Annotated in this window: 25 protein-coding genes; 19 read left to right on the forward strand and 6 right to left on the reverse strand. The window is 68.0% G+C overall.

Features of this window, described 5'->3' with window-relative positions:
- The first annotated feature begins 18 nt into the window (after window positions 1–18).
- From sufC to C1926_RS18675, 3 genes are read left to right on the forward strand one after another with little or no spacing between them, the layout of a single operon-like run.
- Window positions 19–783, forward strand: coding sequence for a Fe-S cluster assembly ATPase SufC (gene sufC / locus C1926_RS18665; RefSeq protein ID WP_108760228.1), 765 nt, complete (start codon window positions 19–21; stop codon window positions 781–783).
- Window positions 783–2,045: a Fe-S cluster assembly protein SufD gene (gene sufD / locus C1926_RS18670; protein WP_108760229.1), complete on the forward strand. Its 1,263-nt coding sequence runs from the start codon at window positions 783–785 to the stop codon at window positions 2,043–2,045. The genes sufC and sufD overlap by 1 nt, the downstream gene beginning before the upstream one ends.
- Entirely contained in the window at window positions 2,042–3,298 is a 1,257-nt protein-coding gene (locus C1926_RS18675) for a cysteine desulfurase (RefSeq protein WP_079220952.1), read from the forward strand. The genes sufD and C1926_RS18675 overlap by 4 nt, the downstream gene beginning before the upstream one ends.
- Before the next feature lie 29 nt (window positions 3,299–3,327).
- Here the strand turns inward: C1926_RS18675 and C1926_RS18680 are convergent, their stop codons facing one another.
- Both C1926_RS18680 and C1926_RS18685 read right to left on the reverse strand, forming a co-directional pair.
- Window positions 3,328–3,978 (reverse strand): transposase, encoded by a 651-nt coding sequence (locus C1926_RS18680; protein WP_108760230.1) that lies wholly within the window; start codon window positions 3,976–3,978, stop codon window positions 3,328–3,330.
- A gap of 171 nt (window positions 3,979–4,149) precedes the next feature.
- A complete protein-coding gene (locus C1926_RS18685; RefSeq protein WP_159095153.1) occupies window positions 4,150–4,620 on the reverse strand; it encodes a hypothetical protein in 471 nt (156 codons plus the stop codon).
- Between the two features lie 132 nt (window positions 4,621–4,752).
- Here C1926_RS18685 and C1926_RS18690 point away from each other — a divergent pair, with 132 nt between their 5' ends.
- The 12 genes from C1926_RS18690 (at window position 4,753) to C1926_RS18745 (ending at window position 17,571) form a co-directional block, all read left to right on the forward strand.
- Window positions 4,753–5,292 (forward strand): GNAT family N-acetyltransferase, encoded by a 540-nt coding sequence (locus C1926_RS18690; protein ID WP_079220948.1) that lies wholly within the window; start codon window positions 4,753–4,755, stop codon window positions 5,290–5,292.
- Window positions 5,289–5,621 (forward strand): non-heme iron oxygenase ferredoxin subunit, encoded by a 333-nt coding sequence (locus C1926_RS18695; RefSeq protein ID WP_108760232.1) that lies wholly within the window; start codon window positions 5,289–5,291, stop codon window positions 5,619–5,621. The genes C1926_RS18690 and C1926_RS18695 overlap by 4 nt, the downstream gene beginning before the upstream one ends.
- Window positions 5,622–5,841: 220 nt before the next feature.
- Window positions 5,842–6,243 (forward strand): hypothetical protein, encoded by a 402-nt coding sequence (locus C1926_RS18700; RefSeq protein ID WP_108760233.1) that lies wholly within the window; start codon window positions 5,842–5,844, stop codon window positions 6,241–6,243.
- A gap of 117 nt (window positions 6,244–6,360) precedes the next feature.
- Window positions 6,361–8,685, forward strand: a complete 2,325-nt coding sequence (locus tag C1926_RS18705) for a catecholate siderophore receptor Fiu (RefSeq protein ID WP_108760234.1) — start codon at window positions 6,361–6,363, stop codon at window positions 8,683–8,685.
- A 51-nt stretch (window positions 8,686–8,736) separates the two neighbouring features.
- Window positions 8,737–9,414, forward strand: a complete 678-nt coding sequence (locus tag C1926_RS18710) for a Fe2+-dependent dioxygenase (RefSeq protein ID WP_108760235.1) — start codon at window positions 8,737–8,739, stop codon at window positions 9,412–9,414.
- Between the two features lie 177 nt (window positions 9,415–9,591).
- A complete protein-coding gene (locus C1926_RS18715) occupies window positions 9,592–9,990 on the forward strand; it encodes a hypothetical protein (protein WP_108760764.1) in 399 nt (132 codons plus the stop codon).
- A 157-nt stretch (window positions 9,991–10,147) separates the two neighbouring features.
- Entirely contained in the window at window positions 10,148–12,565 is a 2,418-nt protein-coding gene (locus tag C1926_RS18720; RefSeq protein ID WP_108760236.1) for a TonB-dependent receptor, read from the forward strand.
- A gap of 273 nt (window positions 12,566–12,838) precedes the next feature.
- Entirely contained in the window at window positions 12,839–13,477 is a 639-nt protein-coding gene (locus C1926_RS18725) for a PepSY-associated TM helix domain-containing protein (RefSeq protein ID WP_108760237.1), read from the forward strand.
- A gap of 29 nt (window positions 13,478–13,506) precedes the next feature.
- The gene (locus tag C1926_RS18730) at window positions 13,507–14,025 is read left to right on the forward strand and encodes a DUF2271 domain-containing protein (RefSeq protein ID WP_108760238.1); all 519 of its coding nucleotides are present in this window, start codon (window positions 13,507–13,509) and stop codon (window positions 14,023–14,025) included.
- Window positions 14,026–14,142: 117 nt separating this feature from the next.
- Window positions 14,143–14,946, forward strand: a complete 804-nt coding sequence (locus C1926_RS18735; protein ID WP_108760239.1) for a DUF4198 domain-containing protein — start codon at window positions 14,143–14,145, stop codon at window positions 14,944–14,946.
- A 52-nt stretch (window positions 14,947–14,998) separates the two neighbouring features.
- Window positions 14,999–15,970: an FAD:protein FMN transferase gene (locus tag C1926_RS18740; RefSeq protein ID WP_108760765.1), complete on the forward strand. Its 972-nt coding sequence runs from the start codon at window positions 14,999–15,001 to the stop codon at window positions 15,968–15,970.
- On the forward strand, window positions 15,967–17,571 hold the full coding sequence (locus C1926_RS18745) for a sulfite reductase subunit alpha (RefSeq protein WP_108760240.1): 1,605 nt from the start codon (window positions 15,967–15,969) through the stop codon (window positions 17,569–17,571). Before C1926_RS18740 ends, C1926_RS18745 begins: the two co-directional genes overlap by 4 nt.
- Before the next feature lie 416 nt (window positions 17,572–17,987).
- On the opposite strand, the gene C1926_RS18750 is transcribed toward C1926_RS18745, so the two are convergent.
- From C1926_RS18750 to C1926_RS18765, 4 genes are all read right to left on the reverse strand, one after another.
- Window positions 17,988–18,593 (reverse strand): HutD family protein, encoded by a 606-nt coding sequence (locus C1926_RS18750; RefSeq protein WP_108760241.1) that lies wholly within the window; start codon window positions 18,591–18,593, stop codon window positions 17,988–17,990.
- 34 nt (window positions 18,594–18,627) lie between these two features.
- A complete protein-coding gene (locus C1926_RS18755) occupies window positions 18,628–19,353 on the reverse strand; it encodes a murein L,D-transpeptidase catalytic domain family protein (protein WP_079220931.1) in 726 nt (241 codons plus the stop codon).
- A gap of 17 nt (window positions 19,354–19,370) precedes the next feature.
- The gene (locus C1926_RS18760) at window positions 19,371–20,429 is read right to left on the reverse strand and encodes a L,D-transpeptidase (RefSeq protein WP_108760242.1); all 1,059 of its coding nucleotides are present in this window, start codon (window positions 20,427–20,429) and stop codon (window positions 19,371–19,373) included.
- A gap of 354 nt (window positions 20,430–20,783) precedes the next feature.
- Window positions 20,784–21,182 (reverse strand): helix-hairpin-helix domain-containing protein, encoded by a 399-nt coding sequence (locus C1926_RS18765; RefSeq protein ID WP_108760243.1) that lies wholly within the window; start codon window positions 21,180–21,182, stop codon window positions 20,784–20,786.
- Between the two features lie 130 nt (window positions 21,183–21,312).
- Here C1926_RS18765 and C1926_RS18770 point away from each other — a divergent pair, with 130 nt between their 5' ends.
- The 4 genes from C1926_RS18770 (at window position 21,313) to murU (ending at window position 24,940) form a co-directional block, all read left to right on the forward strand.
- The gene (locus C1926_RS18770) at window positions 21,313–22,806 is read left to right on the forward strand and encodes a M20 family metallopeptidase (protein WP_108760244.1); all 1,494 of its coding nucleotides are present in this window, start codon (window positions 21,313–21,315) and stop codon (window positions 22,804–22,806) included.
- 68 nt (window positions 22,807–22,874) lie between these two features.
- Window positions 22,875–23,144, forward strand: coding sequence for a GlsB/YeaQ/YmgE family stress response membrane protein (locus C1926_RS18775; RefSeq protein WP_108760245.1), 270 nt, complete (start codon window positions 22,875–22,877; stop codon window positions 23,142–23,144).
- A 60-nt stretch (window positions 23,145–23,204) separates the two neighbouring features.
- Window positions 23,205–24,230 carry a phosphotransferase gene (locus tag C1926_RS18780; RefSeq protein ID WP_108760246.1) on the forward strand — a complete coding sequence of 342 codons (1,026 nt, stop codon included), beginning with the start codon at window positions 23,205–23,207 and terminating at the stop codon, window positions 24,228–24,230.
- Window positions 24,230–24,940: an N-acetylmuramate alpha-1-phosphate uridylyltransferase MurU gene (gene murU, locus C1926_RS18785; protein WP_108760247.1), complete on the forward strand. Its 711-nt coding sequence runs from the start codon at window positions 24,230–24,232 to the stop codon at window positions 24,938–24,940. Before C1926_RS18780 ends, murU begins: the two co-directional genes overlap by 1 nt.
- Window positions 24,941–25,423 lie beyond the last annotated feature (483 nt).

The raw sequence follows: 25,423 nt of genomic DNA on the forward strand, positions 1-25,423 counted from the left end.
CTCTACTGGATTCGTATCATGCTGAAGATCGACAACCTCCACGCCCGCATCGGCGACAAGGAAATCCTCAAGGGCCTGTCCCTGGAAGTGAAGCCTGGCCAGGTGCACGCCATCATGGGCCCCAACGGCGCCGGCAAGTCCACCCTGGGCAATGTCCTGGCCGGCCGTGACGGCTATGAAGTGACCGAAGGCAGCGTGCAGTTCGAAGGCAGCGACCTGCTCGACCAGGATCCGGAAGCGCGCGCCGCCGCCGGCCTGTTCCTGGCCTTCCAGTACCCGGTGGAAATCCCGGGCGTGAACAACACCTACTTCCTGCGCGCCGCGCTCAATGCCCAGCGCAAGGCACGTGGCCAGGACGAACTGGATTCCATGCAGTTCCTCAAGCTGGTGCGGCAGAAGCTGGCCGTGCTGCATTTGAAGGACGAACTGCTGCACCGTGGCGTCAACGAAGGCTTCTCCGGTGGCGAGAAGAAGCGCAACGAGATCTTCCAGCTGGCCGTGCTCGAGCCGAAGCTGGCGATCCTCGACGAGACCGATTCGGGCCTGGACATCGACGCGCTGAAGAGCGTGGCCGACGGCGTCAACGCGCTGCGCGCGGCTGACCGTTCGTTCCTGGTCATCACCCATTACCAGCGCCTGCTGGACTACATCAAGCCGGACGTGGTGCACGTGCTGGCCGATGGCCGCATCGTCAAGACCGGTGGCCCGGAACTGGCCCTGGAACTGGAAGCGCACGGCTACGATTTCCTCAAGGATCGCGTGGTGCGCGAGGCGGCGGTCTGATGAGCGCCCTGCTCGACTCGATGGCCCAGGCCTTCTGCGGCAGCGATGCGCGCCGCGAAGTGCTCGACACGGTGCTGCGCGATGGCCTGCCGGCTGCCCGCAGCGAAGCCTGGAAGTACACCTCGCTGCGCCAGCTGGAGCGCCGCGCTTTCGCCGCCGCGCCGCTGTCGCCGCCGGCGCTGGACGTGGCCGTGCTGGAAGACGTCCCGGCACCGCGCCTGGTGTTCGTCAACGGCCGCCTCAGCGACGCGCTCAGCGACACCCACGGCCTGCCGGCTGGCGTGCAGCTGGAGCCGCTGTCCTCGGCGCTGGCCGCCGGTGAGGATGCCGCGCGTTTCCTCGGCCGCCGCTACGAGCGCAGCGACGACGTGTTCGCCCGCCTCAATGCTGCGCTGGCCGATGAAGGCGTGGTGCTGCGCGTGGACGAAGGCGTGCAGGTCGAGGTGCCGCTGCAGCTGGTGTTCGCCAGCGTGGCCGGCGATACCGACCTGGCCTGGCACCACCGCCACCTGATCGAACTGCGTGCCGGCGCCAGCCTTGGCGTGGTCGAGCACCGTTTCAGCGTGGGCGATTCGGCGCACCTGGACAATACCGTGCTGCATGCCCACGTGGCCCGCGACGCCGTGCTCAAGCATGCCCGCGTGCAGGCCGGCAGCGCGCGCCAGACCAGCTTCCTGCGTACCGATGCAGTGCTGGCGCGTGATGCCCAGTACCACCGCGTGGACCTGGAACTGGGCGCCGCGCTCAGCCGCCACGAACTGAACGTGCGCCTGGAAGGCGACAACGCCCAGCTGACCGCCAATGGCGTGCTGCTCGGCAATGGCCGCCGCCATGTCGATACCCGCCTGGGCATCGATCACATCGCCCGTGACACCAGCAGCGAGCTGCTGTGGCGCGGCGTGGCCGCCAACCGCAGCCGCGTGGTGTTCCATGGCGGCATCCAGATCCGCGAAGGCGCCGACGGCACCGACGCGAACCTGTCCAACAAGAACCTGCTGCTGTCGGCCGACGCCGAGATCGACACCCAGCCGGTGCTGGTGATCGACGCCGACGAAGTGAAGGCCGCCCACGGTGCCACCGTCGGCCAGCTCGATGCCAATGCGCTGTTCTACCTGCGCTCGCGCGGCCTGCCGCAGCCGCAGGCACAGGCGCTGCTGAGCGCCGCGTTCTGCCACGAACCGCTGAAGGTGCTGCCCGAAGCGCTGCGCGAACAGCTGGCGCGCCGCCTGGACAAGGCCCTGGCCGAGGCAGGCGTGGCATGAACCTGTCCACGCCGCGCCCGATCGAATCCCCCGCCGGCACGCCCGACTGGGACCGCGTCCGCCTCGACTTCCCGCTGCTGATGCGCGAAGTGCACGGCAAGCCGCTGGTGTATTTCGACAACGCCAACACCGGCCAGAAGCCGGTGCAGGTGATCGGCGCGGTGGACGAGTTCTACCGCCGCTACAACGCCAACGTCAGCCGTGCCGTGCACGCGCTGGGCACCGAGGCCACCGACGCCTACGAGGGCGCGCGCAACAAGCTGGCCCGCTTCCTCAACGTGCGCAGCAGCGAACTGGTGCTGTGCAGCGGCACCACCTTCGCCATCAACCTGGTGGCGTACTCGTGGGCGCTGCCGCGGCTGAAAGCCGGTGATGTCATCCTGGTCTCGCGCATGGAACACCATGCCAACATCGTGCCGTGGCAGCTGGTCGCCCAGCGCACCGGTGCAACGATCCGCGTGGCCGAGATCACCCCCGATGGCGCGCTGGACCTGGATGCACTGCGCCGCGCGATGACCCCCGAGGTCAAGCTGCTGGCCGTGGCCCACGTCTCCAACGTGCTTGGCACGGTCAACCCGGTGCGCGAGATCTGCCGTGAAGCGCGCAAGCGCGGCATCATCACCGTGGTCGATGGTTCGCAGGCCGTGCCGCACCGCAAGGTCGACGTGGCTGCGATCGGCTGCGACTTCTACGCCCTCACCGGCCACAAGATGTGCGGCCCGACCGGCACCGGCGTGCTGTGGGCACGCCGCGAGCACCTCGACGCCATGCCGCCGTTCCTCGGCGGTGGCGAGATGATCAAGGAAGTCAGCTTCGACGGCACCGTGTTCAACGACGCCCCGCACAAGTTCGAAGCCGGCACCCCGAACATCGCCGGCTTCATCGGCCTGGGCGTGGCCGTGGATTACCTGCAGGGCCTGGGCCTGGAGCACGTGGAAGCGCGTGAGGCCGAGCTGCTGGCGCACTTCACCGAAGAGCTGCGCAAGGTCGATGGCCTGCGCATCCTCGGCGAAGCACCGGAAAAGGCCGCTGTGGTGTCCTTCCTGATCGACGGCGCGCACGCGCACGACCTGGCCACCCTGCTGGACCTGGAAGGCGTGGCCGTACGTTCAGGCCAGCACTGCGCGCACCCGCTGCTGCAGTATTACGGGGTTGCCGCCACCTGCCGTGCCTCGCTGGCGTTCTACAACACGCACGCCGAGATCGAGCGCTTCATGGCTGCGCTGACCAAGGTACGCAAGCTGCTGGGCTGAGCCCACAGACCGGGGTCAGATATCCGGGGTCAGATCCCTTTCGCACCGCGAAAGGGCTCTGACCCCAGCAGTGTCCCGCCCATCCGTCGTTGCGACTGCACCGCCTTCCGTATAGAAGCGAGATCCTGCGCAGGAATACCCTGCTCGATGAACTCGGCATAGCGCCTGCGCCGCTCATTCACATCAGTGGCAATCAGCTCAAACGCCGAGTGCGGCACGAGCAATGCATTCGCCCTGCCGTTCGCATTCGCGCGATAGCTCGACCAACGATAGTCCCCGGGATGCGCAACCATCCCCGCCCGCACCGGGTTCAGCTCGATGTAGCGCTGGCAGGCCAGCAGATAGCGATCCGTATCCACCAACGTGGAATGGAAGCGCCCTTCCCACAGGGTTCCCGTGCGCTGCTGCCGTACGTTCACCCGTCGAACGTACGCACGGTTCACCGCCTGCATCATCCGTGACAACCCGGCGGGCGCATCCGGCGTCACCAGTAGATGCACGTGGTTGCCCATCAGGACATAGGCGTGAATCCGGCAGTGATGTTCGATCGCACAGTCGCGAAGCAGTCCCAGGTACAGCGCAGGATCAGCGCTACTGAAGAAAACTGCTTGCCGGTTGTTTCCACGCTGGACGACGTGTTGCGGGTAGCCAGGTGCATCGATACGACGCGGGCGAGGCATTGGCGTCTCCGGAAGCGAAGGGGGTCAGAGCCCTTTGCTGCGCAAAGGGATCTGACCCCTAGCATCTGCTGGCGTCGCGTGCGCCGCAGTCGGGCTATTGCCTGGCGCTGGGTAGGTAGATGGGGTCAGATCCCTTTCGCACGCGAAAGGGCTCTGACCCCATCCGCCCGGTCACGCATGCAACCGCCGCACCGACGACACGCACAGCTCGACCGGCCACTTGCCGAGATGCCCCTTGCCGAACATCGCATCGGGTCGTGCCGCCGACACGATTCCGGTCATTTCAACGGACTGCTCCGTCGGCAGCGTCATCGGCGCAATGCCCACTACCCAGATGCCGTCCGCCGCCCACGGGTCACGTACCGGCGGCCCAGGTTGCAGCGCCGACATTTCCCAGCCATCGACATACGCGCCACGCACCTTCACCAAGCGGCCCTGGTAGCGGACCGGGTGCGCGCGCAGTTCCTCCAGCGCGACAGGCAGTGCACGCGTCGGGTTGAACCTCGGGCAGGCAAAGCTGTTGAACGCAGCGTCCCTGCCCGCAACGGAGGCATCCATGCGCGCCAGAAGGGTGGTGAGCGCCACGACCAGACCGAGCGTCACGACCTTCGCAGCCACACCGCCTCCGCTTTGCCTGTTCATTCCTGCCTCCTGCGGGAAAGCGATGAACGGTGAGCATAGCCGGTACCCAGGGGTCAGAGCCCTTTCGCGCTGCGAAAGGGATCTGACCCCGCGCCATTTTGCGGGCGCCCCTGCCCCACCTAGAATGGCGGCATGAGCACCCTGACTTTTCGTGCCGCCACGCCGGCCGACATCCCTGCCCTGATCACCCTGGTCACCTCGGCCTACCGCGGCGACGCCAGCCGCGCCGGCTGGACCACCGAGGCCGACCTTCTGGACGGCGCCCGCATCGATGCCGAGGGCATCCAGGGCGACCTGGACCGCCCGCGCTCGACCATCCTGCTGGCTGAGCGCGAGGGCCGCCTCGTCGCCTGCGCCCACGTTGCCGATGTCGACGGCAAGGGATACTTCGGCATGTTCTCGGTCGACCCGGCCCAGCAGGGCGGTGGCGTCGGCAAGCAGCTGATGGACGCGGCCGAAGCCCATGCCGCGCGCGAGTGGAACGTGCCGGTCATGCAGATGACGGTGATCGACGTGCGCGACGAACTGATCGCCTTCTACGAGCGCCGCGGCTACCAGCGCACCGGCATCAAGAAGCCGTTCCCTTATGGCGACGAGCGCTTCGGCATCCCCAAGCGCGACGACCTGCGCTTTGAAATCCTGGAAAAGCCGCTGGCCGGGGCATCGGCATGAGCGAGGCCTGGACCTTCGTCTGCGCCGGCGCCGAGCTGCTGCCGGGTGAAATGAAGAGCGTGTTCGATGAAGTGACCGGCACGCCCATCGTGGTGTTCAACCTCGATGGCGAGCTGTATGCGCTGGAAGACCAGTGCACGCACGAGGAATTCGAGCTGTCCTCGGGCGAGTTCAACACCGCCGAAGGCAGCATCGAGTGCGTGCTGCACGGCGCGCGCTTCGATGTGCGTGATGGCCGCGCCCTGTGTGCCCCGGCCTATTCGCCGGCGCCCAAGTTCCCGGTGAAGCGCGAACACGACGCCATCTGGACCCGCGACGACCGCGAGTGATCCGAGCGGGGGCGCGCCCGAGCGCCCGCCCCCCGCCCACGCCGTCCGTTATCCATCCATGGGGTGGATCTACTACAGATTGGCCACCCGCGCCCCCTGAGCACCCTCCCAGCACCCCTGCGCACCGCCCAACCGCCGCTGCCAAATGCGCAGATGCGAATCATTATCGTTGATGTTATCCTGCGCGCCTGATTGGTAACGGTTTGTAACGGACCGCACCTTGGCTTCGCCTGCACCCATCGCCGCGTTGTGCCTGCTCGCCCGTCAGGGGTGGCCGCTGCTCGTGGCCGCGCTGCTGGCGCTGTGGCTGGGGTGGTCGGCGCTGCAGGAAGGCCGCCGTGTATCCGGGGACGCAACCCTGTCCCCCTCTGCAGCGGCGCTGGATGAACACGCCAGTGGGCGTGCCGGCGAATTGCCACCACCCGAGCCCTTGGCCCCGCGCATCGAATCCGGCCCAGAAGGCAGCCACGGCGACAGCCCGCCCCTGCTGAACCGCCTGTGCCTTCTCGTCCCGCTGTCGGGCCCGCAGACCCTGCGCCTGCCTGTGCGCGCCGCAGCAGCGGTACGCCTGGCGGGCCGTCGTCAGCCGCCCTCGCACGCACCTCCAGCCCTGCTGAGCTGAGCCGCTGCGCCGGCACCGGCGCAGCCCCCGCGTTTCCGTACCGGATTCCCCCCGCGCCAACCGCCCTGCCGACCGCCGCGTCGACGGGGCCTTCCTGCCCCTGGCAAAGCCCATCCCATGACCTCGATCAAGAGCCGCAAGCACGCCTCCCCGCTTCGTTCACTGCCCCTGGCCACCGCCAGCCTGGCCGCCGGCCTCGGCCTGGCCGCGCTGCCCGCCGTGGCCATGGCAGACGCCACCGACAATGCCCGCACGCTGGACAAGATCGACGTCCACGCCACCCGCGGCTACAAAGCCGACAAGGTCGCCTCGCCGAAGTTCACCCAGCGCCTGCAGGACACGCCGCAGACGATCCAGGTCATCACCAGCGACCTGTTCAACCAGCAGGGCGCCACCACCCTCACCGAAGCGCTGCGCAACAGCCCGGGCGTGGGCACCTTCTATGCCGGCGAGAACGGCAACACCACCACCGGCGATGCGCTGTTCATGCGCGGCTTCGACACCTCCAACAGCCTGTTCGTGGACGGCGTGCGTGATCTGGGTTCGATCTCGCGCGATGTCTTCAACATCGAGCAGGTGGAAGTGACCAAGGGCCCGGCCGGCACCGACAACGGCCGCTCGGCGCCGACCGGCGCGATCAACCTGGTCAGCAAGCAGGCCAACCTGCAGGATGCGACCTCGGCCAGCGTGTCCGTAGGCAGCGACCAGCAGCGCCGCGCCACCGCCGACTGGAACCAGTCGCTGGGCGCAACCAGCGCGCTGCGCATCAATGGCATGTGGCAGGACAGCGACCAGCCTGGCCGCGACCACGTGCAGAACAAGCGCTGGGGCATCGCGCCGTCGCTGGCCTTCGGCCTGGGCACCGCAACCCGCTATTACCTCAACCTGCTCTATGTGAAGCAGGACAACGTGCCCGATGGCGGCGTGCCGACCCTGGGCCTGCCCGGCTGGACGCCGCAACCGACGCTGGAAGCACTGGCCGGCCATCCGGTGGACCCGGAAAACTTCTACGGTACCCGCGCCGACCACGACGACGTCACCGCGAAGATGGCCACGTTCCGCTTCGAGCACGACTTCAACGACAACGTGCGCCTGACCAACACCGCCCGCTGGGGCCGCACCGAACAGGACTACCTGCTCACCGCCTTCATGGGCACCGGCGTGCGCGGCGCCAACGGCCGGCCGACCGGCAACATCACCTATACCAACGCAGCGGATCTTTCGACCTACGCGATCGCGCGCAGCCTGCCGACCTTCAAGGACCAGCGCAACACCATCCTGACCGACCAGCTGAACCTGCGCGCCGACTTCAACACCGGCGCGGTGGGCCACGCCCTCAGTGCCGGACTGGAGTTCACCCGGGAAGAACTGGACAGCTACGGCCAGGCCGCCACCGGTGGCAGCAGCTGGCCTGCAGCGAACCTGTACAACCCCGACTGGAACGTGGCTGGCCTGGCCTGGGCACACAACGGTGCCGACGCGCACGGCAAGACCACCACGTCCTCGGCCTACGTGTTCGATACGTTGTCGTTTGGCGAGAGCTTCCTGCTGACCGCAGGCGTGCGTGCCGATCATTACAGGACCGAGTACGCCAGCGCCTCGGTGTGTGGCGGCCGTGGCGGCCCGGTGTGTGGCAGCAACCCCACCGGCACCGTGCTGCGCAATCCCACGCTGGAAGCCTCCGATACGCTGCTGAACTGGAAGCTGGGTGCCCTGTACAAGGTCGGTGACACGGTCAGCGTCTACGCCAACTACGCCATTTCGCAGCAGCCTCCGGGCGGCGCCAACTTCCAGCTGAGCAGCTCGGCCAGCAGCGCCGACAACCCGAAGCTGGATCCGCAGAAGGCCAAGACCTTCGAGGTGGGCAGCAAGTGGGCCTTCATGGAAGATGCGCTGGCGGTGAACCTGGCGCTGTTCCAGACCGATGTGGAAAACGAAATCAACACCACCGTGTTGGACGACGCTGGCAACCCGACGCAGACCGGCAGCAAGCGGGTGAAGGGTGTTGAGCTGTCTGCCGTGGGCCGCGTGTCCGAGAACTGGTCGATCAGCGCAGGCTACAGCCACTTGAACACCGATGTGAAGGATGGTGCCAAGGTGGCCGCCGATGGCACCAACAACCTGGTCTATACCCCGGACGATACGTTCACCGGCTGGACCAGCTACGTGCTGCCGCATGGCATTACCGTGGGCGGCGGCGTCCGCTATGCCGCCGGCATGCACCGCGGTACCGACGGTGCCGTCGGCACGCCGGCGTTCACCAAGTCGTATGTGGTCTATGACGCAGTGGTGTCCTGGGCGATCAACGAGAACGTGTCGCTGCGCTTGAACGGCTACAACCTGTTCGACAAGCAGTACGTGGCCAGCATCAACAAGAGCGGCTACCGTTACACCCCGGGCGCCCCGCGCACCTTCCTGCTCAGCGCGGACGTCCGTTTCTGATGCACCTGCGCGGGGGAGCCTGACTCCCCCGCGTATCGACGAGGAACCGCCATGCTGCTGCATATACCCAACGTGCTTGCCCCGGAAGAGGTGGCACAGATGCGCCAGCGGCTGGATGCGGCCGATTGGGCCGACGGTCGCGAGACCGTCGGCGCCCAGGGCGCGCTGGTGAAGCACAACGAGCAACTGCCCGATGCCTCGCCATTGAAGGCCGAGCTCGGCCAGGGCGTGCTGGCCGCGCTGCGGCGCAACCCGCTGTTCTTTGCGGCCACGCTCCCGCTGAAGATCCTGCCACCCCGCTTCAACCGCTACAGCGGCGGCGGCACCTACGGCTTCCACGTCGATGGCGCGGTGATGAACCTGGCCCACGGCGAACAGCTGCGCTCGGACATCTCCTGCACCCTGTTCCTGTCCGCGCCGGAGGAGTACGACGGCGGCGAGCTGGTGATCAGCGATACCTACGGCGAGCACGAAGTGAAGCTGCCCGCCGGCGACCTGATCGTGTACCCGTCCAGCAGCCTGCACCAGGTCAACCCGGTAACGCGCGGTGCGCGCGTGGCCTCGTTCTTCTGGGTACAGAGCATGGTCCGCGACGATGTGCAGCGGCGCCTGCTGTGGGAGATGGACACCTCCATCGAACGCCTGCGGCAGACCGGCGGCGACGCTACTGCGGTGCTGCAGCTGACCGGCGTGTACCACAACCTGCTGCGGCGCTGGAGCGAAGTCTGAGGCCGGCGCAGCGGCCCTGCGACACTTTGGCAATCATTCTCATTTGCAACCGCTAACAGCTCTCATTACAATCACGCCCCGTTGACGCCGGATGGTCCGGCGTACGCCCAGGGGTTGCCTGCCTTGCGTCGCCCGTTCCGCCCTCGCCCGCTTCGCCTCGTGCAGTTCGGTACCGCCATGCGCGGTCATCGCCCTACACTGGCCAGCCTGTTGGCGTGGGTCGCGATGCTGGCGTTGCTGCTGGGCACCCTGCCGCTGCTGCCGCACGGCCAGGCGGAGGCTGCCGCGCAGGCGTGGCAGCAGCCCCTCGAAGGCCGCGGTGGTGAAGTGCCGGTGGAAGAAGACGCGCCGGCCAAGCTGCGCCGTTGCGTCTGCACGCCGACCAAGGCCGCCGACAAGGCACCGCCGCCGCTGCTGCTGGCCAGCCAATGGCTGCGCAGTGAACTGGATCTGATTCCCCTCGCCCCGGTCCACGCCGGGGCCCGTCCGCACTGGCCCCTGGCCACGCCGGACACGCCGTGGGCCGATGCGCCCGGGCGCCGCCAGCAACGCGGCCAGGCGCCGCCGCTGGCCTGATCTCCGGCCCTTCGTGACCGCGCCTGCGGTCGCGCCTGCGCGCCACTGCCTGCTTCATCCCCTGCTGCATCCCTGCTGCCCCTGACCGGGGCTCCCCGTGCATGCCACGCGTTCCGCGCTGGCATCGCACCACCCTGCATCCTTCGAGGTTACTGCCATGGCCCAGCGCCATCGTGTCCGTTCGTCCCTGTCCCGCCACCTGCTGACCACCGCCGTGCTGGCCGCCTTCGCCAGCCCCGCCTTCGCCCACGGCGAAGCCGCCGCCCCGCAGACCCTGGACAAGGTGGTGGTCACCGCCTCCGGCTTCGAACAGAAGGTGGTCGATGCGCCGGCCAGCATCAGCGTGGTCAGCCGCGAGGAGCTGAGCAAGCGCCCGTACACCAGCCTGGTCGATGCGCTGCGCGACGTCGAAGGCATCGACGTGGGTCTGGAAGCCACCGACAAGAACGGCCGCGCCACCATTTCCATGCGTGGTCTGCCCTCCGAATACACCCTGGTGCTGATCGACGGCCGCCGCCAGAGCAATGTCGGCCAGCTGTACCCGAACAACTTCGGCGGCGGCCAGTTCTCGTACCTGCCGCCGCTGGAGGCGATCGAGCGCATCGAAGTGGTGCGCGGCCCGATGTCCACCCTGTACGGCTCGGATGCCATGGGCGGCGTCATCAACATCATCACCCGCCGCAACCAGGACAGCTGGCACGGCTCGCTCAGCCAGGGCTTCACCGTGCAGCAGGACGACCAGTTCGGCGATGCGCGCACCACCGATGTCTACCTCAGCGGCCCGCTGCTGAAGGACCGCATCAGCATGGCCGTGCGCGGCAGCTACTACGACGCCAAGGCGTCCAACCCCGAATGGGATGCGCTGACCCTGCCCGATGGCACGCCGTGGGAGCGCAGCATCGGCTTCGGTGGCGGCGGCAAGTCGGTGGCCAACACCAACTGGAACACCGGCCTGCGCCTGGATTTCCGCATCAACGACGACCACGAGCTGTGGCTGGACTACGACGTCTCGCGGCAGAAGTACGACAACAGTGAAGGCCAGACCGGCACCCTGGACAGCCTGGCCAGCCTGTGGCGCGTCGGCAACGCGGTCATCCCCAACCCGAACGGCAGCGGCACGATCACCCGCCGCGTGGTGCAGCCGCGCGTGGGCTACACCGCCTACCAGCGCTACGAGCGCGACCAGCTGTCGCTGACCCACCAGGGCCGCTACAGCTTCGGCACCTGGCAGACCTCGCTGACCCACAGCAAGAGCAACAACCTCGGCCGCTCGCTGCCGCTCACCCTGGACGAGCGCGCCAACCTGCAGACCCTGTGGAACGACGTCTGCCAGCGCACCGGCGCCGCCAGCAACTGCGCCGCCGGCCGCAGCAACGCGCTGGGTGCGCTCAACGCCGAGGAGATGGCGCGCCTGCAGGCGTTCCTGCCGCGCCCGCTGCGCACCATGGAACTGGAAGGCTACGTGCTGGACACGATGCTCGACCTCGACTTCGGCGCGCACAAGCTGACCGTCGGCGGCCAGTACAACGACACCGACATGATCGACGGCGTGTTCGGCATGGACGGCGCCGGCTACCGCAGCAACACCAAGCAGAAGCACCGCATGTGGGCGCTGTTCGCCGAGGACAACTGGTCGCTGACCGACACCCTGACCGCGACCTTCGGCCTGCGCTACGACGACCACAACGTGTTCGGCAGCCACGTCAGCCCGCGCGGCTACCTGGTGTGGAATGCCAGCGACGCCTGGACCCTCAAGGGCGGCGTCAGCACCGGCTACAAGACCCCGCGTCCGGACCAGCTGTTCCCCGGCATCAGCGGCTTCGGCGGCCAGGGCGTGCTGCCGCTGGTGGGCTCGCCCAACCTGAAGCCGGAAACCAGCACCAACTACGAGCTGGCCGCGTACTACGAAGGCCAGCGCTGGGGCATGAACGTCACCGGCTTCATCAACAAGTTCGATGACAAGATCGCCAGCGGCGGCACTTTCCCGAACTGCGAAGTGGCGCCGGCCGGCAGCGGCTACTGCGTGGACATCGGACCGGGCTGGGCGGAACTGGGCTACAGCACCTTCACCCAGAGCGTGAACATCGACAAGGCTGAAACGCGTGGCGTGGAAATGGCCGCGCACGTCGACCTGCTGCAGAACCTGCAGCTGCGCGGCAACTACACCTGGACCAAGAGCGAGCAGACCAGCGGCGCGCAGAAGGGCCTGCCGATCGCCGGCACCACCCCGGCCAAGCACATGGCCAACGCCAGCCTCAACTGGCAGCTCAACGATGCCATCAGCCTGTCGCTGATCGGCGAAGGCCGCTATGACCGCTACCGCGACACCATCCTCGATGCCAGCGGCGCCAGCCACAACCGCTACTACCAGGACTACACGATCTTCCACCTGGGCGGCAGCTGGGATGCCACGCCGTGGCTGACCGTCAATGCACGCGTCAACAACCTGCTGGACAAGGACTTCGTCTCGCAGTCGTGCCTGCTGATCAGCCAGAGCGAATTCAACTGCGTGGATGACTATGCAACCAAGGACCAGCGCCGTAGTTACTGGATCTCGTTGAACGCGAAGTTCTGATCGCGCCCCGGGTAGTGCCGGCCGCTGGCCGGCATTGCGCTGCTGTGGCATCCACGCATGGCGTGGATCTACTGCACCGGTAGTGCCGGCCGCTGGCCGGCATTGCGCTGCTGTGGCATTCACGCATGGCGTGGATCTACTGCACACCGGTAGTGCCGGCCGCTGGCCGGCATTGCCCGGGTTCTTCCCGCACGGGATACACAACGACACCTAATTGCGAGCCATTCTCATTAATGCTGTAATGGGTAGTCTTCACCCGCCCCGAACAACACCGTGAGCCGTCCCGTGTCCTCCACCGTGCAGCAGCAACAGAGCCGTGGCTTCTGGCTGCGTACGCTGCACCAGTGGCACTGGATCAGCTCGGCGGTGTGCCTGATCGGCATGCTGCTGTTCGCGGCCACCGGCCTGACCCTGAACCACGCGGCGAAGATCGAAGCCAAACCGCAGGTGCAGAACCAGAAGCTGGAACTGCCGGCTGAGCTTCTTGGCGCGCTGGGTGACCGCGAAGACGGCAACGCTCCCATTCCGCTGCCGGCCCGGCAATGGCTGGATGCGCAGCTGGACATCGGCATCGGCGGGCGCGCCGCCGAATGGTCGCCGGAAGAAATCTACCTGTCGCTGCCGCGCCCCGGTGGCGACGCCTGGCTGAGCATCGACCGCGAAAGCGGTGCGGTGGAATACGAATCGACCTCGCGCGGCGCGGTGTCCTACCTCAACGATCTGCACAAGGGCCGCAACGCGGGCCCGGCGTGGGGCTGGTTCCTGGACCTGTTCGCGGTGGCCTGCCTGGTGTTCTGCATCACCGGCCTGTTCCTGCTGCACCTGCATGCGCGGCAGCGGCGCATGACCTGGCCGCTGGTCGGCCTGGGCCTGATGATCCCGCTGCTGATCGCTCTGCTGCTGATCCACTGACTTCCATCCGTTCCCTCCGGAGCCGCCCCATGCGCGTCACCCTCACCATCGCCCTCAGCGGCCTGCTGGCCACCTCGCCGGCCTATGCCGCCACCCTCGACATCAACGTCGAAGTGCCCAAGCTCAACGTCGCCGAATACCACCGCCCGTATGTGGCCGTGTGGCTGGAAGGCGCCGACCAGAAGGTGGCCGCCAACCTGTCGGTCTGGTACCAGCAGACCAGCAACAGTGAAGGCCATGGCACCAAGTGGTTGCCCGACCTGCGCCAGTGGTGGCGCAAGAGCGGCCGCACGCTGCAGGTGCCGGTGGATGGCGTGACCGGTCCGACCCGTCCGGCGGGCAAGCACGCACTGTCGTTCAACGACCAGCAGCCGGCCCTGAAGCAGCTGGCTCCGGGCAGCTACACCCTGGTGGTGGAAGCGGTGCGCGAAGTCGGCGGCCGCGAACTGCTGAAGATCCCCTTCACCTGGCCGGCCACCGCCGCGCAGAACGGCAAGGCGCAGGGCGCCACCGAGCTGGGCCAGGTCACCCTCGCCGTCAAGCCGTAACTGCATGACCTCGGGGTCAGAGCCCTTTCCGTTGGAAAGGGATCCGACCCCGGGGTCGGATCCCTTCCGCAGGAAGGGCTCTGACCCCACCCACCCAACGTCCCTGGAGTTTTCCGCATGAAGCGCACGCTCGTCCTAGCCGCCGCCCTGGCCGCTGCCCTTCCGTTCTCCGCCCTGGCCCACAAGGCCTGGCTGCTCCCCTCGCAGACCGTCATCGCCGGCAACGCGCCGTGGATCACCGTCGACGGTGCGGTCTCCAACGACCTGTTCTATTTCAACCACGTGCCGCTGCGCCTGGAATCGCTGGTGATCACCGCGCCGGACGGCAGCAGCGTGCAGCCGCAGAACGCCGCCACCGGCAAGTACCGCAGCGTGTTCGACATCGAGCTGAAGCAGCAGGGTACCTACCGCATCGCCTCGGTCAATGACGGCCTGTTCGCCACCTACGAACAGAACGGCGAGCGCAAGCGCTGGCGTGGCACCGCCGCGACCTTCGGCGAACTGCCCAAGGATGCGAAGAAGCTGGAAGTGAGCCAGTCGGTGGGCCGCGTGGAAACCTTCGTCACCAACGGCGCACCGAACGCCACCGCGCTGAAGCCGACAAACCGCGGCATCGAGCTGGTGGCCGTGGGCCATCCGAACGATCTGTTCGCTGGCGAGGAAGCCACCTTCCGCGTGCTGGTGGATGGCAAGCCGACCGCCGGCCTGGAATTCGAGATCGTGCGTGGCGCCACCCGCTACCGCAACGCGCAGGACGAGCTGAAGCTGACCAGCGACGCCAAGGGCGAGATCAAGGTGACCTGGCCCGAAGCCGGCATGTACTGGCTGGAAACCGGCACCGAAGACAACAAGACCTCGGTGAAGCAGGCCGCCAAACGCCGCCTGAGCTACGTCGCCACCCTGGAAGTGCTGCCGCAGTAACGTGGACCGCGGTGCCGGGCCTGCCCCGGCACCGCGCCTGCAACGCCCCGCCATGACCGATCCCCTGTCCGACATCGCCCGCCTCGGCGGCACCACCATGGGCACCACCTGGAGTGTGTCGCTGGTGGCGCCACGCCAGCGCGACCTGCACCCGCTGCACGCCGGCATCCAGGCGCGCCTGGATGAGGTGGTCGCGCAGATGAGCACCTGGGACGCCGGCTCGGACCTGGCCCGCTACAACCGTGCCGCCGCCGGCCAGTGGTGCCCGCTGCCGGCCGAAACCCGCCATGTGCTGGCCGCTGCGCAGGCGATTGCCGCCACCAGCGGCGGCGCATTCGATCCCACCCTGGGCCCGCTGGTCGCACTGTGGGGCTTCGGTGCACAGGCCGGCCCACGCCGCGTGCCCGACGCCGCCACCCTGCAGGGCACGCGTGCGCGCTGTGGCTGGCAGCAGTTGCAGTGGCGCGCTGACGCCCTGCTGCAACCTGGCGGCCTGCAACTCGATCTCTCTGCGATTGCCAAGGGCTTCGGTGTCGACCACGTCGCTGCCTGGCTGCGCGCGCAGGGCATCACCGCGGCACTGATCGAAGTGGGCGGCGAACTGGCCGGCTACGGCCGCAAGCCGGATGGGCAGCCGTGGCGCGTCCTGGTGGAGTCGGCCCCGGAAGAAGATGCGCACGGCGATACGCCGCCGCGCGTGCTGGCGCTGGATGGCAAGGCCGTGGCCACCTCGGGCGACCGTTGGCACCAGTACCACGCCGATGGCCAGGCCTACAGCCACAGCCTGGACCCGCGCACCGGCATGCCCGTGCGCCAGGTGGCCGCCGCAGTGACCGTGGTGGCCGACGATGCGATGCACGCCGATGCGTGGGCCACCGCGCTGACCGTGCTCGGCCGCGAACAGGGCCTGGCCCTGGCCGAGCGCGAAGGCCTGGCCGCACGCTACCTGGAACGGGCGATCGACGGTCCGCGCGAACATCTCAGCAGCGCCTTCCAGCGCCTGCTGGACGAGCAGGCCGCATGAGCCGCCAGCCAACCCGCGCCGTGCTCGGCAACCTCATCGTGATGGTGCTGCTGGCCGTGGCCGGCTACGCCCTGCTGCGCCTGCACCTGGGCGAGACGTGGTGGCAGGGCACCCCGCCCGCGCGCCACTGGCAGGGCGCCGTGCTGGCCTTCGCACTGTATGCGCTGGCCTGCACCGCAGTGTGGTGGCGTGGCCGCCCGCGCGATGACGCCGCCAGCGGTGATGTCGTACCGCTGCTGCTGGTGTGGTCCAGCCAGACCGGCTTCGCCCGCGAACTGGCCGAACGCAGCGCCGAGGCCCTGCGCGCCGCCAGCCTGCCGGTGCGCGTGCGTGGGCTGCATGAAGTCGACACCGCGCTGCTGGCGCAGAGCCAGCGCGCACTGTTCATCGCCAGCACCACCGGCGAAGGTGATGCCCCCGATCACGCCCTGCCCTTCCTGCGCCGGGTGATGAGCACCTCACCCTCGCTGGGCCACCTGCAGTTCGGCGTGCTCGCGCTGGGTGACCGCAGCTACGGCCATTTCTGTGCGTTCGGCCACCGGCTCGACGACTGGCTGCGCCAACACGGCGCGCACCCGATGTTCGATGCGATCGACGTCGACAACGCCGATCCGGCCGCGCTGCGCCACTGGCAGCAGCTGCTGGGACAGATCGGCGGCGGTGCCAGCGAACTGCCTGACTGGAGCCCGGCGGAGTACCAGCCGTGGCCGCTGCTGCAGCGCGAACACCTCAACCCCGGCAGCCTCGGCGGGCCGGTGTACTGGCTGCGCCTGCAGCCACCGGCCGGCAGCGATGCGCAGTGGCAGGCCGGTGACATCGCCGAAATCGGCCCGCAGCACGCTGCCGTTTCCACGCGCGCGTGGCTGCGGGAGCGCGGTTTCGATCCGGATCTGCGGCTGGACGATGGCGCGGCCCTGCTGGATCGCGTCGTGCGCTCGCACCTGCCCAGCCTCGTCGCACCGGGCGACCTGCCCGGGTTGCTGGCGTCACTGCAGCCGTTGCCGCATCGCGAGTACTCGATTGCCTCGGTGATGGCCGACGGCGCGCTGGAACTGCTGCTGCGCCGCCAGCTGCGTGCCGACGGCACGCCCGGCATCGGCAGCGGCTGGCTGTGCGACCACGCAGTGGTGCATGAGCCGGTGCAGCTGCGCCTGCGTCGCAACGCCAATTTCCATGGCGTGGCCGCCGAGGTACCGCTGCTGCTGATCGGCAACGGTACCGGCATTGCCGGCCTGCGCGCGCACCTGCACGAGCGCGCCCGCAGCGGTGCGCGCCGCACCTGGCTGCTGTTTGGCGAACGTTCGGCCGCGCACGATTTCCATTTCGGCGGCGAACTGCAGGCGATGCTGGCTGACGACACGCTGACACGGCTGGATGCAGTGTTCAGCCGCGATGGCGGCGCCCACCGCTACGTGCAGGACCGGCTGCTGGCCGAAGCAGCGACGCTGCGGCAATGGGTGGATGAAGGCGCCACGATCCTGGTCTGCGGCAGCCTGCAGGGCATGGCCCCGGCGGTGGATGCGGTGATCGAGCAGGTGCTCGGTGCCGAAGGCAAGGAAGCACTGTTGATGGCCGGTCGTTACAGGCGCGACGTGTATTGACCCACTGATCGGGGTCGGATCCCTTTCCGCAGGAAAGGGCTCTGACCCCAACCGCATCCACGACGCCACGCATGGCCCGGCGCTACCCGGCGCGCGTTACCCGTATCGCCAACAACTCACCGCCGCCCTGCACCGCATGGCGTTGCCTTATCCACGCATGGCGTGGATCTACTGCGATGCTCGTTGCCCAGTAGATCCACGCCATGCGTGGATGACGCCCCACGACGCCGGGCATGGCCCGGCGCTACCCGGCGCGCGTTACCCGTATCGCCAGCAACTCACCGCCGCCCTGCACCGCATGGCGTTGCCTTATCCACGCATGGCGTGGATCTACTGCGCTGCTCGTTGCCCAGTAGATCCGCGCCATGCGTGGATGATGCCCCATGACGCCCCACGATGCCGGGCATGGCCCGGCGCTACCCGGCGCGCGTTACCCGTATCGCCAACAACTCACCGCCGCCCTGCAATGCATGCCGTTGCCTTTCACCGGCACCCAACCACGCGGTATCGCCGGCCTGCATCGGTGGCAGCCCGCTGTCCGCGCCGAATTCCGCATTCCCGGCCAGCAGGTACAGCGCCCAGGCCACGCCCGGTTCGCAGAAGAAGAACATCGACCCCACCAGCGGCCGGTGCAGCAGCTCGGCCTGCAACAGCCCGCGCTTCCACATCAGGTTGAAATCGTGGGTGGTGCCATCGACCAGCACGCCGTCCAGCGCTTCTTCGCCGGCAAAGCGCACGCGCCCGTGCGGTGGCAGCACCTCGGCTACACGGCCATCGGCGAAACGCAGGCGCACGCCATTGCCCTGCAGCAGCACCAGCTCGCGCTCCACGCCGGGGAACGCTGAGAACGCGGCGTCCTGCTCGATCTCGGCCACCGACAGGCGCAGCGCCCAGTCATCGCCCTGCGCGGGCAGGCGCAGGATCTCGCGGGTCCAGCCCAGGCCGTTGCGCCAGCGTTCGCGGCGGTAGTCCAGGCTGGAGATCACCTGGCTCGGGGTGCGCAGCAGAGCATCTATATCCATGCGCGCATTGCATCATGCCGCGCGCGATCGCGCATCACCGCGCAGCAACACCGCCCGCTTCGCCACACTGCGGCGACAGCAGCTGCGAATGCTGCAGCCATTGCGGGTCGGGATAGTAGGCGAACACCAGGGTGCCGCCACGCAGCGAATCGATCAGCGGCCGCGACACTGACAGGCGTACCGCCGGGCAGCCGAGGCTGCGGCCCAGCCGGCCCTGCAGGCGGGCCATCGTCGGGTTCACATAGGGCGCACCGTGGATGACGATGGCACGGTCACGTGCCTTGTCGTTGAAGCCCGGCTCCAGCCCGTCCAGGCGCAGCGAATAGCCATTGCCGCCCATGTAGGTTTCCTGCGCGGTGAAGGCACCGATGCTGGACATGAAACTGCCATCGCGGTTGGAGAAGTGCTCGGTGCGGTTGCCGCCACTGTTGCGGCCGTGCGCCACCCACTCCTCGAACAGCAGCCGTTGCCGCGCCAGGTCGAACACCCACAGGCGCTGCTCGGTGGACGGCCGCGAGTAATCGATCACGCCCAGCCGCTCGGCCTTGATGCCCAGTTCCGGACGCTGCAGGGCGCAGCGCAACGCCGTCGCCGCCAGCTTCAATACGTGGCGGTCGGCATTGGGTGCCGTGCGCGCCAGCAGCGCGGTCAGGTCGTCGGTGCTGGCGGTGGCGGGCGGCGCCGCGGCGACAGCGCTGCCGGCGGCGACCAGCGCGAGCAGGCCGCAGGCGGCCTGCCAGCGCGTGCGTGAAGCAATCATGGGCACACGGTATTCACTCAGGACTTCTTCGACGTGGGCGTGGCAGGTTCGGATTCCAAGACCGGCTGCAATCCCGATTCAGCCGCGCTTGGGCGCACCGCTGGCAGCGAGGTGACCAGCAGGGTCGTGCCCGGCACCAGCACCTGGTACAGCTGGCGGGCGAAATCGGCCGGCAGCGCCATCGGCAACGACGGCGTGGCCAGCAGGTCCGGGGTGGCCTGCGCGCGGTCCTGGCCCAGCAGCGGGTAGGCGGTCCACTGGTGCAGGCGCTGCTGCGTGTCCAGCGGGCTGGGCGTATCGCTGAAGCCCTGCCCCATCACGAACAACGTGGTGCCCTGGAACGCCGGCAGCGCATCGGCCCGCAGCGGCGATTCGCCGATCATCACGCCATCGCGCAGCACGTACAGGCGCTGGTCGTGCAGGCTGACCAGGATGCCGACCTGGCCGCTGGGGGCGACCGCATCGTCCCACCAGGCCTTGGCCGGGCTGGCGCCTTCGGTTTCCGGCAAGGCCTGGCCACGCGCGTTCACCGGTGCCAGCACCGCCGGGTAGGCCAGGGTCATCGGCGCACTCTTGGCGTCGGCCACCACCACCGTGTCGCCGCGCTGGGTTTCGCTGAACAGCTTCTGCGCGAACGCCTGCGGCAGGCGCACGCAGCCGTGCGAGGCCGGGTGCCCGGGCAGGCTGCCGCCATGCAGGGCAATGCCATCCCAGGTCAGCCGCTGCATGTAGGGCATCGGCGCGCTGTTGTAGAGATTGGATTTGTGGTCCTTGTCCTTCTGCAGGATCGTGAACACGCCCGTGGGTGTTTCATGCCCGGCCTTGCCCGAACTGATCGTGCTCAGGCCGATGGCGATGCCGTTGCGGTACACGTAGGCGCGCTGCTCATCCAGGCTGACCACCAGCACGATCGGGCCGGCCGGCGACACTTCCGGATGCCACAGGTACTCACCGGGCTTCAGATCGGTCGGGCCACGTACCTCAGCGGTAGCGGGCGTGGCGGCCTGGGCCGCCATCGGCAGGGCCAGGGCAAGGGCGAGCATCAGGGGCAGGCGGGGCAGGCGGGGCAGGCGCATCCAGCAGGTTCCAATCCGTGGGGAACCTTCAACCTACACCATTGGCAGTGCAGCGCCGTGCCAGAACGTGCCCGCGCCAGAAAGCGAAATGCCCGGCGACACAACCATGTGTCGTACCGGGCACTCGTTACGTCCTTGTCGGCCTGCTGCCACCCCCTCGCATCCTGCGCTGTGGGGGCGGCGTTGCATCCTGCACGCGGCCGCGTTCGTCCTGCTTGTATCTCAGCCCCTTCCACAGGTCTGTGATGCCACCATCCTGGTGATTGGTGCCGCATCCCTGCGACGGTCGGTGGGCACGTCCTTCCTGTCCGTGTCCGATGAACCAGCCTCCTGCCGGTCCCGACGATCCTGCTGTCAACGCCTGGGTACGGAGCGCACCGGTACCGATCCGGGTACCGGATCCGCTGGCAACATCGTGTTGCCGACGGTGATCCGCTGTCGATTCCGTTCGACGATTGCTGTCCCTATCCCCTTCACCTGCGTCAGGTCCTCGACGCGATGAAATGGGCCGTGTCTGCGCCGGTGCTCGACGATTGCCGCTGCCTTTACGGCCCCGACCATCGTCAATCCCTGCTGCAGCGCCTGGGCATCGGCCCGGTTGATGTCGATCGGCTCGGCGGCTTGCGCCCCCACCATCCACATCCCCAGTACCAACACCCTGAACACGACTGACCAAGGCACGACGTGTATCTCCTTGTGGTTCTGGCCGTCCCGACCGGCAATCCCGTCGGTCGAAACAGTGTCCGTCACCACATGCACACAGACTATCGGTTTCCGGAATTTCTAAAAGCCAGCCAAATACCCGACGTGCTGTAGGAAAAACCCTACCCCCGGCACAGGCGTAGAATGGCCGCATCACACGCCCATGCAACCGGAGTTTCAGATGGACAGCGCCAAGCTCGGCCAATTCGTCAATGACAAGTGGGACAGCGAGATCGTCCCGCAGTTGGTCGACTACATCCGCATCCCCAACAAGTCGCCGATGTTCGACGCCAACTGGGTGCAGAACGGCTACATGGAACAGGCGGTCACCCTGATGGAAAACTGGGCCAAGGCCCAGGAACTGCCCGGCCTGAAGGTCGAGGTGGTCCGCCTGGAAGGCCGCACGCCGCTGATTCTCCTGGAAATTCCGGCCACCGGCGCCGAGACCGGCGACGACACCATCCTGCTCTACGGGCACCTGGACAAGCAGCCGGAAATGACCGGCTGGGACGAGGACCTGGGCCCGTGGATCCCGGTCCTGCGCGGCGACAAGCTGTATGGCCGCGGCGGCGCCGACGACGGTTACGCCATCTTCGGTTCGCTGGCCGCGGTGCTGGCCCTGCAGGCCCAGGGCCTGCCGCACGCCCGCTGCGTGGTGCTGATCGAAGCCTGTGAAGAATCCGGCAGCTACGACCTGCCCGCCTACGTCGACCACCTGGCCGACCGCATCGGCAAGCCGTCGCTGGTGGTCTGCCTGGATTCGGGCTGCGCCAACTACGACCAGCTGTGGTGCACCACCTCGCTGCGCGGCCTGACCGGCGGCAACTTCACCGTCAAGGTGCTCAACGAAGGCGTGCATTCCGGCGATGCTTCCGGCGTCATCCCGTCCAGCTTTCGCCTGCTGCGCCAGATCCTGTCGCGCATCGAGGACCAGGACACCGGCCGCATCCTGATCGACGGCATGAACGTGGAGATCCCGGCCGAGCGCCTCGCCCAGGCCAAGCGCGCCGCTGAAGTGGTCGATACCGAGATCTTCGAGAAGTTCCCGATGGTCGACGGCCTGCGCCCGATGAACGAGGACCTGACCGAGCTGGTGCTCAACCGCACCTGGCGCCCGGCGCTCTCGGTCACCGGCGTGGGCGGCATGCCGCCGCTGGAATCGGCCGGCAACGTGCTGCGCCCGCAGACCTCGGTGAAGCTGTCGCTGCGCCTGCCGCCGACCGCCGACGGCAAGACCTGCGGCGAACTGCTGAAGGAAGCGCTGCTGCGCGATCCGCCGAACGGCGCCCAGGTCACCCTGGACCTGGAAAAGGCCTCCACCGGCTGGAACGCCCCGGCCATGGCACCGTGGCTGACCCAGGCCATCGACGATGCCAGCCAGGCCTTCTTCGGCAAGCCGGCGATGTACATGGGTGAAGGCGGCTCGATCCCGTTCATGGGCATGCTGGGCGAGAAGTTCCCGGGCGCGCAGTTCATGATCACCGGCGTACTCGGCCCGCACTCCAACGCGCACGGCCCGAACGAGTTCCTGCACATCCCGATGGGCAAGAAGGTCACCGCCTGCGTGTCCAAGGTCATCAGCGAGCACTACGCCGCCAGCCTGCGCGGCGAGACCAGCGGCTCGCCGGTGGCAGCCGACAGCGGCACCCGCCACGGCGACCACGGCTGCTGCTGATCGCACACCCGTGACGGACGCAGCCTGGCCTTGCTAGGCTGCGTCCACCCCAAGCGGAACGCATGCACATGAATGGTCTGTTCGGCAGCAGCAGCTGGCTGTACATCCTGCTGGTCGGTTTCTTCGTCGGCCTGCTCGGGCGTTTCTTCATGCCCGGCAACAACCGCATGGGCTGCCTGCTGACCATCGTGCTCGGCATCGTCGGCGCACTGGTGGCCGGCTGGTTCGGCCAGTACATGGGCTGGTATTCGCCCGGCGAGCCGGTCGGTTTCCTCGGCGCAGTGGTCGGCGCAGTGGCCGTGCTGGCGCTGATGCGGCTGTTCACCCCACGCCGCTGATACCCCTCTTCTTTCTTTCCCCCTGAGCTTGGCGCGCCCGTCGCGCCCGGAACTGCCTGCATGACCGAACCTGCTTCCGATCCCCAGCGCAGCGCGCAGCGCCTGCAGTGGGCCCGCACCCAGCTGGACGATGCCAACGCGGTGGTCGAGCGCGCCTCGGTCGACGCCGGCCTGCGCAGCTATTGGCGTACCACCAGCCGTGGCGGCAGCCACATCGTGATGGATGCCCCGCCCGGCCTGGAAGATCCGCAGCCGTGGCTGCGCATGCGCGGCCTGCTGCACGACCACGGCCTGCGCGTGCCCGCCCTGCTCGCCCAGGATCTCGACTCCGGCTTCCTGCTGCTGGAGGACCTCGGTGGCCCGACCCTGGCCAAGGTGCTGGACGAACGCAATGCCGATGCGTGGTTCGGCCGCGCCATCGACCAGCTGCTGCGCCTGCAGGCGATCCCCGTGCCGGATGATTTCGGCCGCTTCGGCGAAGCCCTGCTGCAGCGCGACGCCGGCCTGTTCGACGAATGGTTCCTGCAGCGCCACCTGGGCATCACCCTGGACGCCGCCGAGGCCGAAGGCCTGCGGCAGGCACAGCGCCTGCTGATGGACAACGCGCTGGGCCAGGCCCAGTTGATGACCCATCGCGACTACATGCCGCGTAACCTGATGCCGGTCGACGATGGTCCGGCCATCCTCGATTTCCAGGACCTGGTGCGTGGCCCGATCGCCTACGACGCGGTGAGCCTGTTCAAGGACGCGTTCCTGAGCTGGCCGCTGCCGCGCGTGGACGCATGGCTGGCGCAGTACCACCAGCGCGCGCTCGACGCTGGCCTGCCGGTGCCTGACCGCGCGACCTTCCTGCGCGACGCCGACTGGATGGGCATCCAGCGCCACCTGAAGTGCCTGGGCATCTTCAGCCGCCTGCGTTACCGCGACAACAAGGGCCACTACCTGGACGACGTGCCGCGCTTCATCGGCTACCTGGACGAAGTGCTGCCGCGCTCCCCCGCACTGGCCACGCTGCAGCAGCTGCTGGACATGCGCATCAAGCCGGCCCTGGCCGAACTGGCCGCACCGATGCGCGTGGTGCGCTGATGAAAGCCCTGATCTTCGCCGCCGGCCTGGGCGAGCGCATGCGCCCGCTGACCCTGCACACGCCCAAGCCGTTGTTGGCGGTGGCCGGCAAGCCGCTGATCGTCTGGCACCTGGAACGACTGGCCGCGCTGGGCGTGCGCGAGGTGGTCATCAACACCGCATGGCTGGCCGAGCAGTTCCCGGCCACGCTGGGCGATGGCAGCCACTGGGGCCTGCAGCTGCACTTCGTGCACGAAGGCGAGACCCCGCTGGAAACCGGCGGCGGCATCCTCAACGCCCTGCCGCGGCTGGGCGATGCGCCGTTCCTGGTGGTCAACGGCGATATCTGGACCGATTTCGATTTCGCCACCCTGCCCCGCGAGCCGCAGGGCCAGGCGCACCTGGTACTGGTGGACAACCCGGCGCAGCACCCCGAGGGCGACTACCGCCTGGATGCGCAGGGCCTGCTGCGCCACGACCGCGCAGGTCCGTGCCTGACCTATGCCGGCATCGGCGTGTACCGCCCGTCGATCGTGGCGGACTGGCGCGCAGTGATCGGCGATGCGCCGGGCAGCGAGCGGGTCCCCCCGAAATTCTCGGTGGTGCCGCTGCAGAAGCATTTCATGGCGCAGGGGTTGATGACCGGGCAGCACCATCGCGGGCGCTGGACCGATGTCGGGACGGTGGATCGGCTGCGTGCGCTGGACGCGGAGTTGGCAGCGAACGGCTGAGCCCCTCGTGGCTGGACGCGTGGTGCGTTGGGATCACTGATGTCTGGCCGGGCGGATGGGCTGCGCAGGGGACGCTGCAAGTACGTCCCTGTAAGCTCGGTCGCCGCATCCATGCGGCTCACGCCCCTGCGCAACCCATCCGCCCGGCCACGGACAATTTCCGTGCGCGTCCAGCCACGGAAAAGAAAAAGAAAAGCAAAAGCGGATCGCTTCGCTGCGCTCGCTCCTGTGTCGACCAACGGTCGACACCCACCACAATCAAGACACGTGTCGACCAACGGTCGACACCTACCAAGAGCAGTGCAGTACGCAGTCCCGGCAGATCGCGGGAAACTGTCGAAGGCGGGGCGCTGTGGGCTTGCGGGGTGTGAGCCGCATGGATGCGGCGACCAAGCCCCCATGGATGGGTTTACGGCGTCCCCGCAAGCCCACAGCGCCCCGCCTCCCTCAGGAAGCCAGCACTTGATCTTGACGTTGCTCTAG

The organism is Stenotrophomonas sp. ZAC14A_NAIMI4_1 (assembly GCF_003086915.1).
GTDB lineage: Bacteria > Pseudomonadota > Gammaproteobacteria > Xanthomonadales > Xanthomonadaceae > Stenotrophomonas.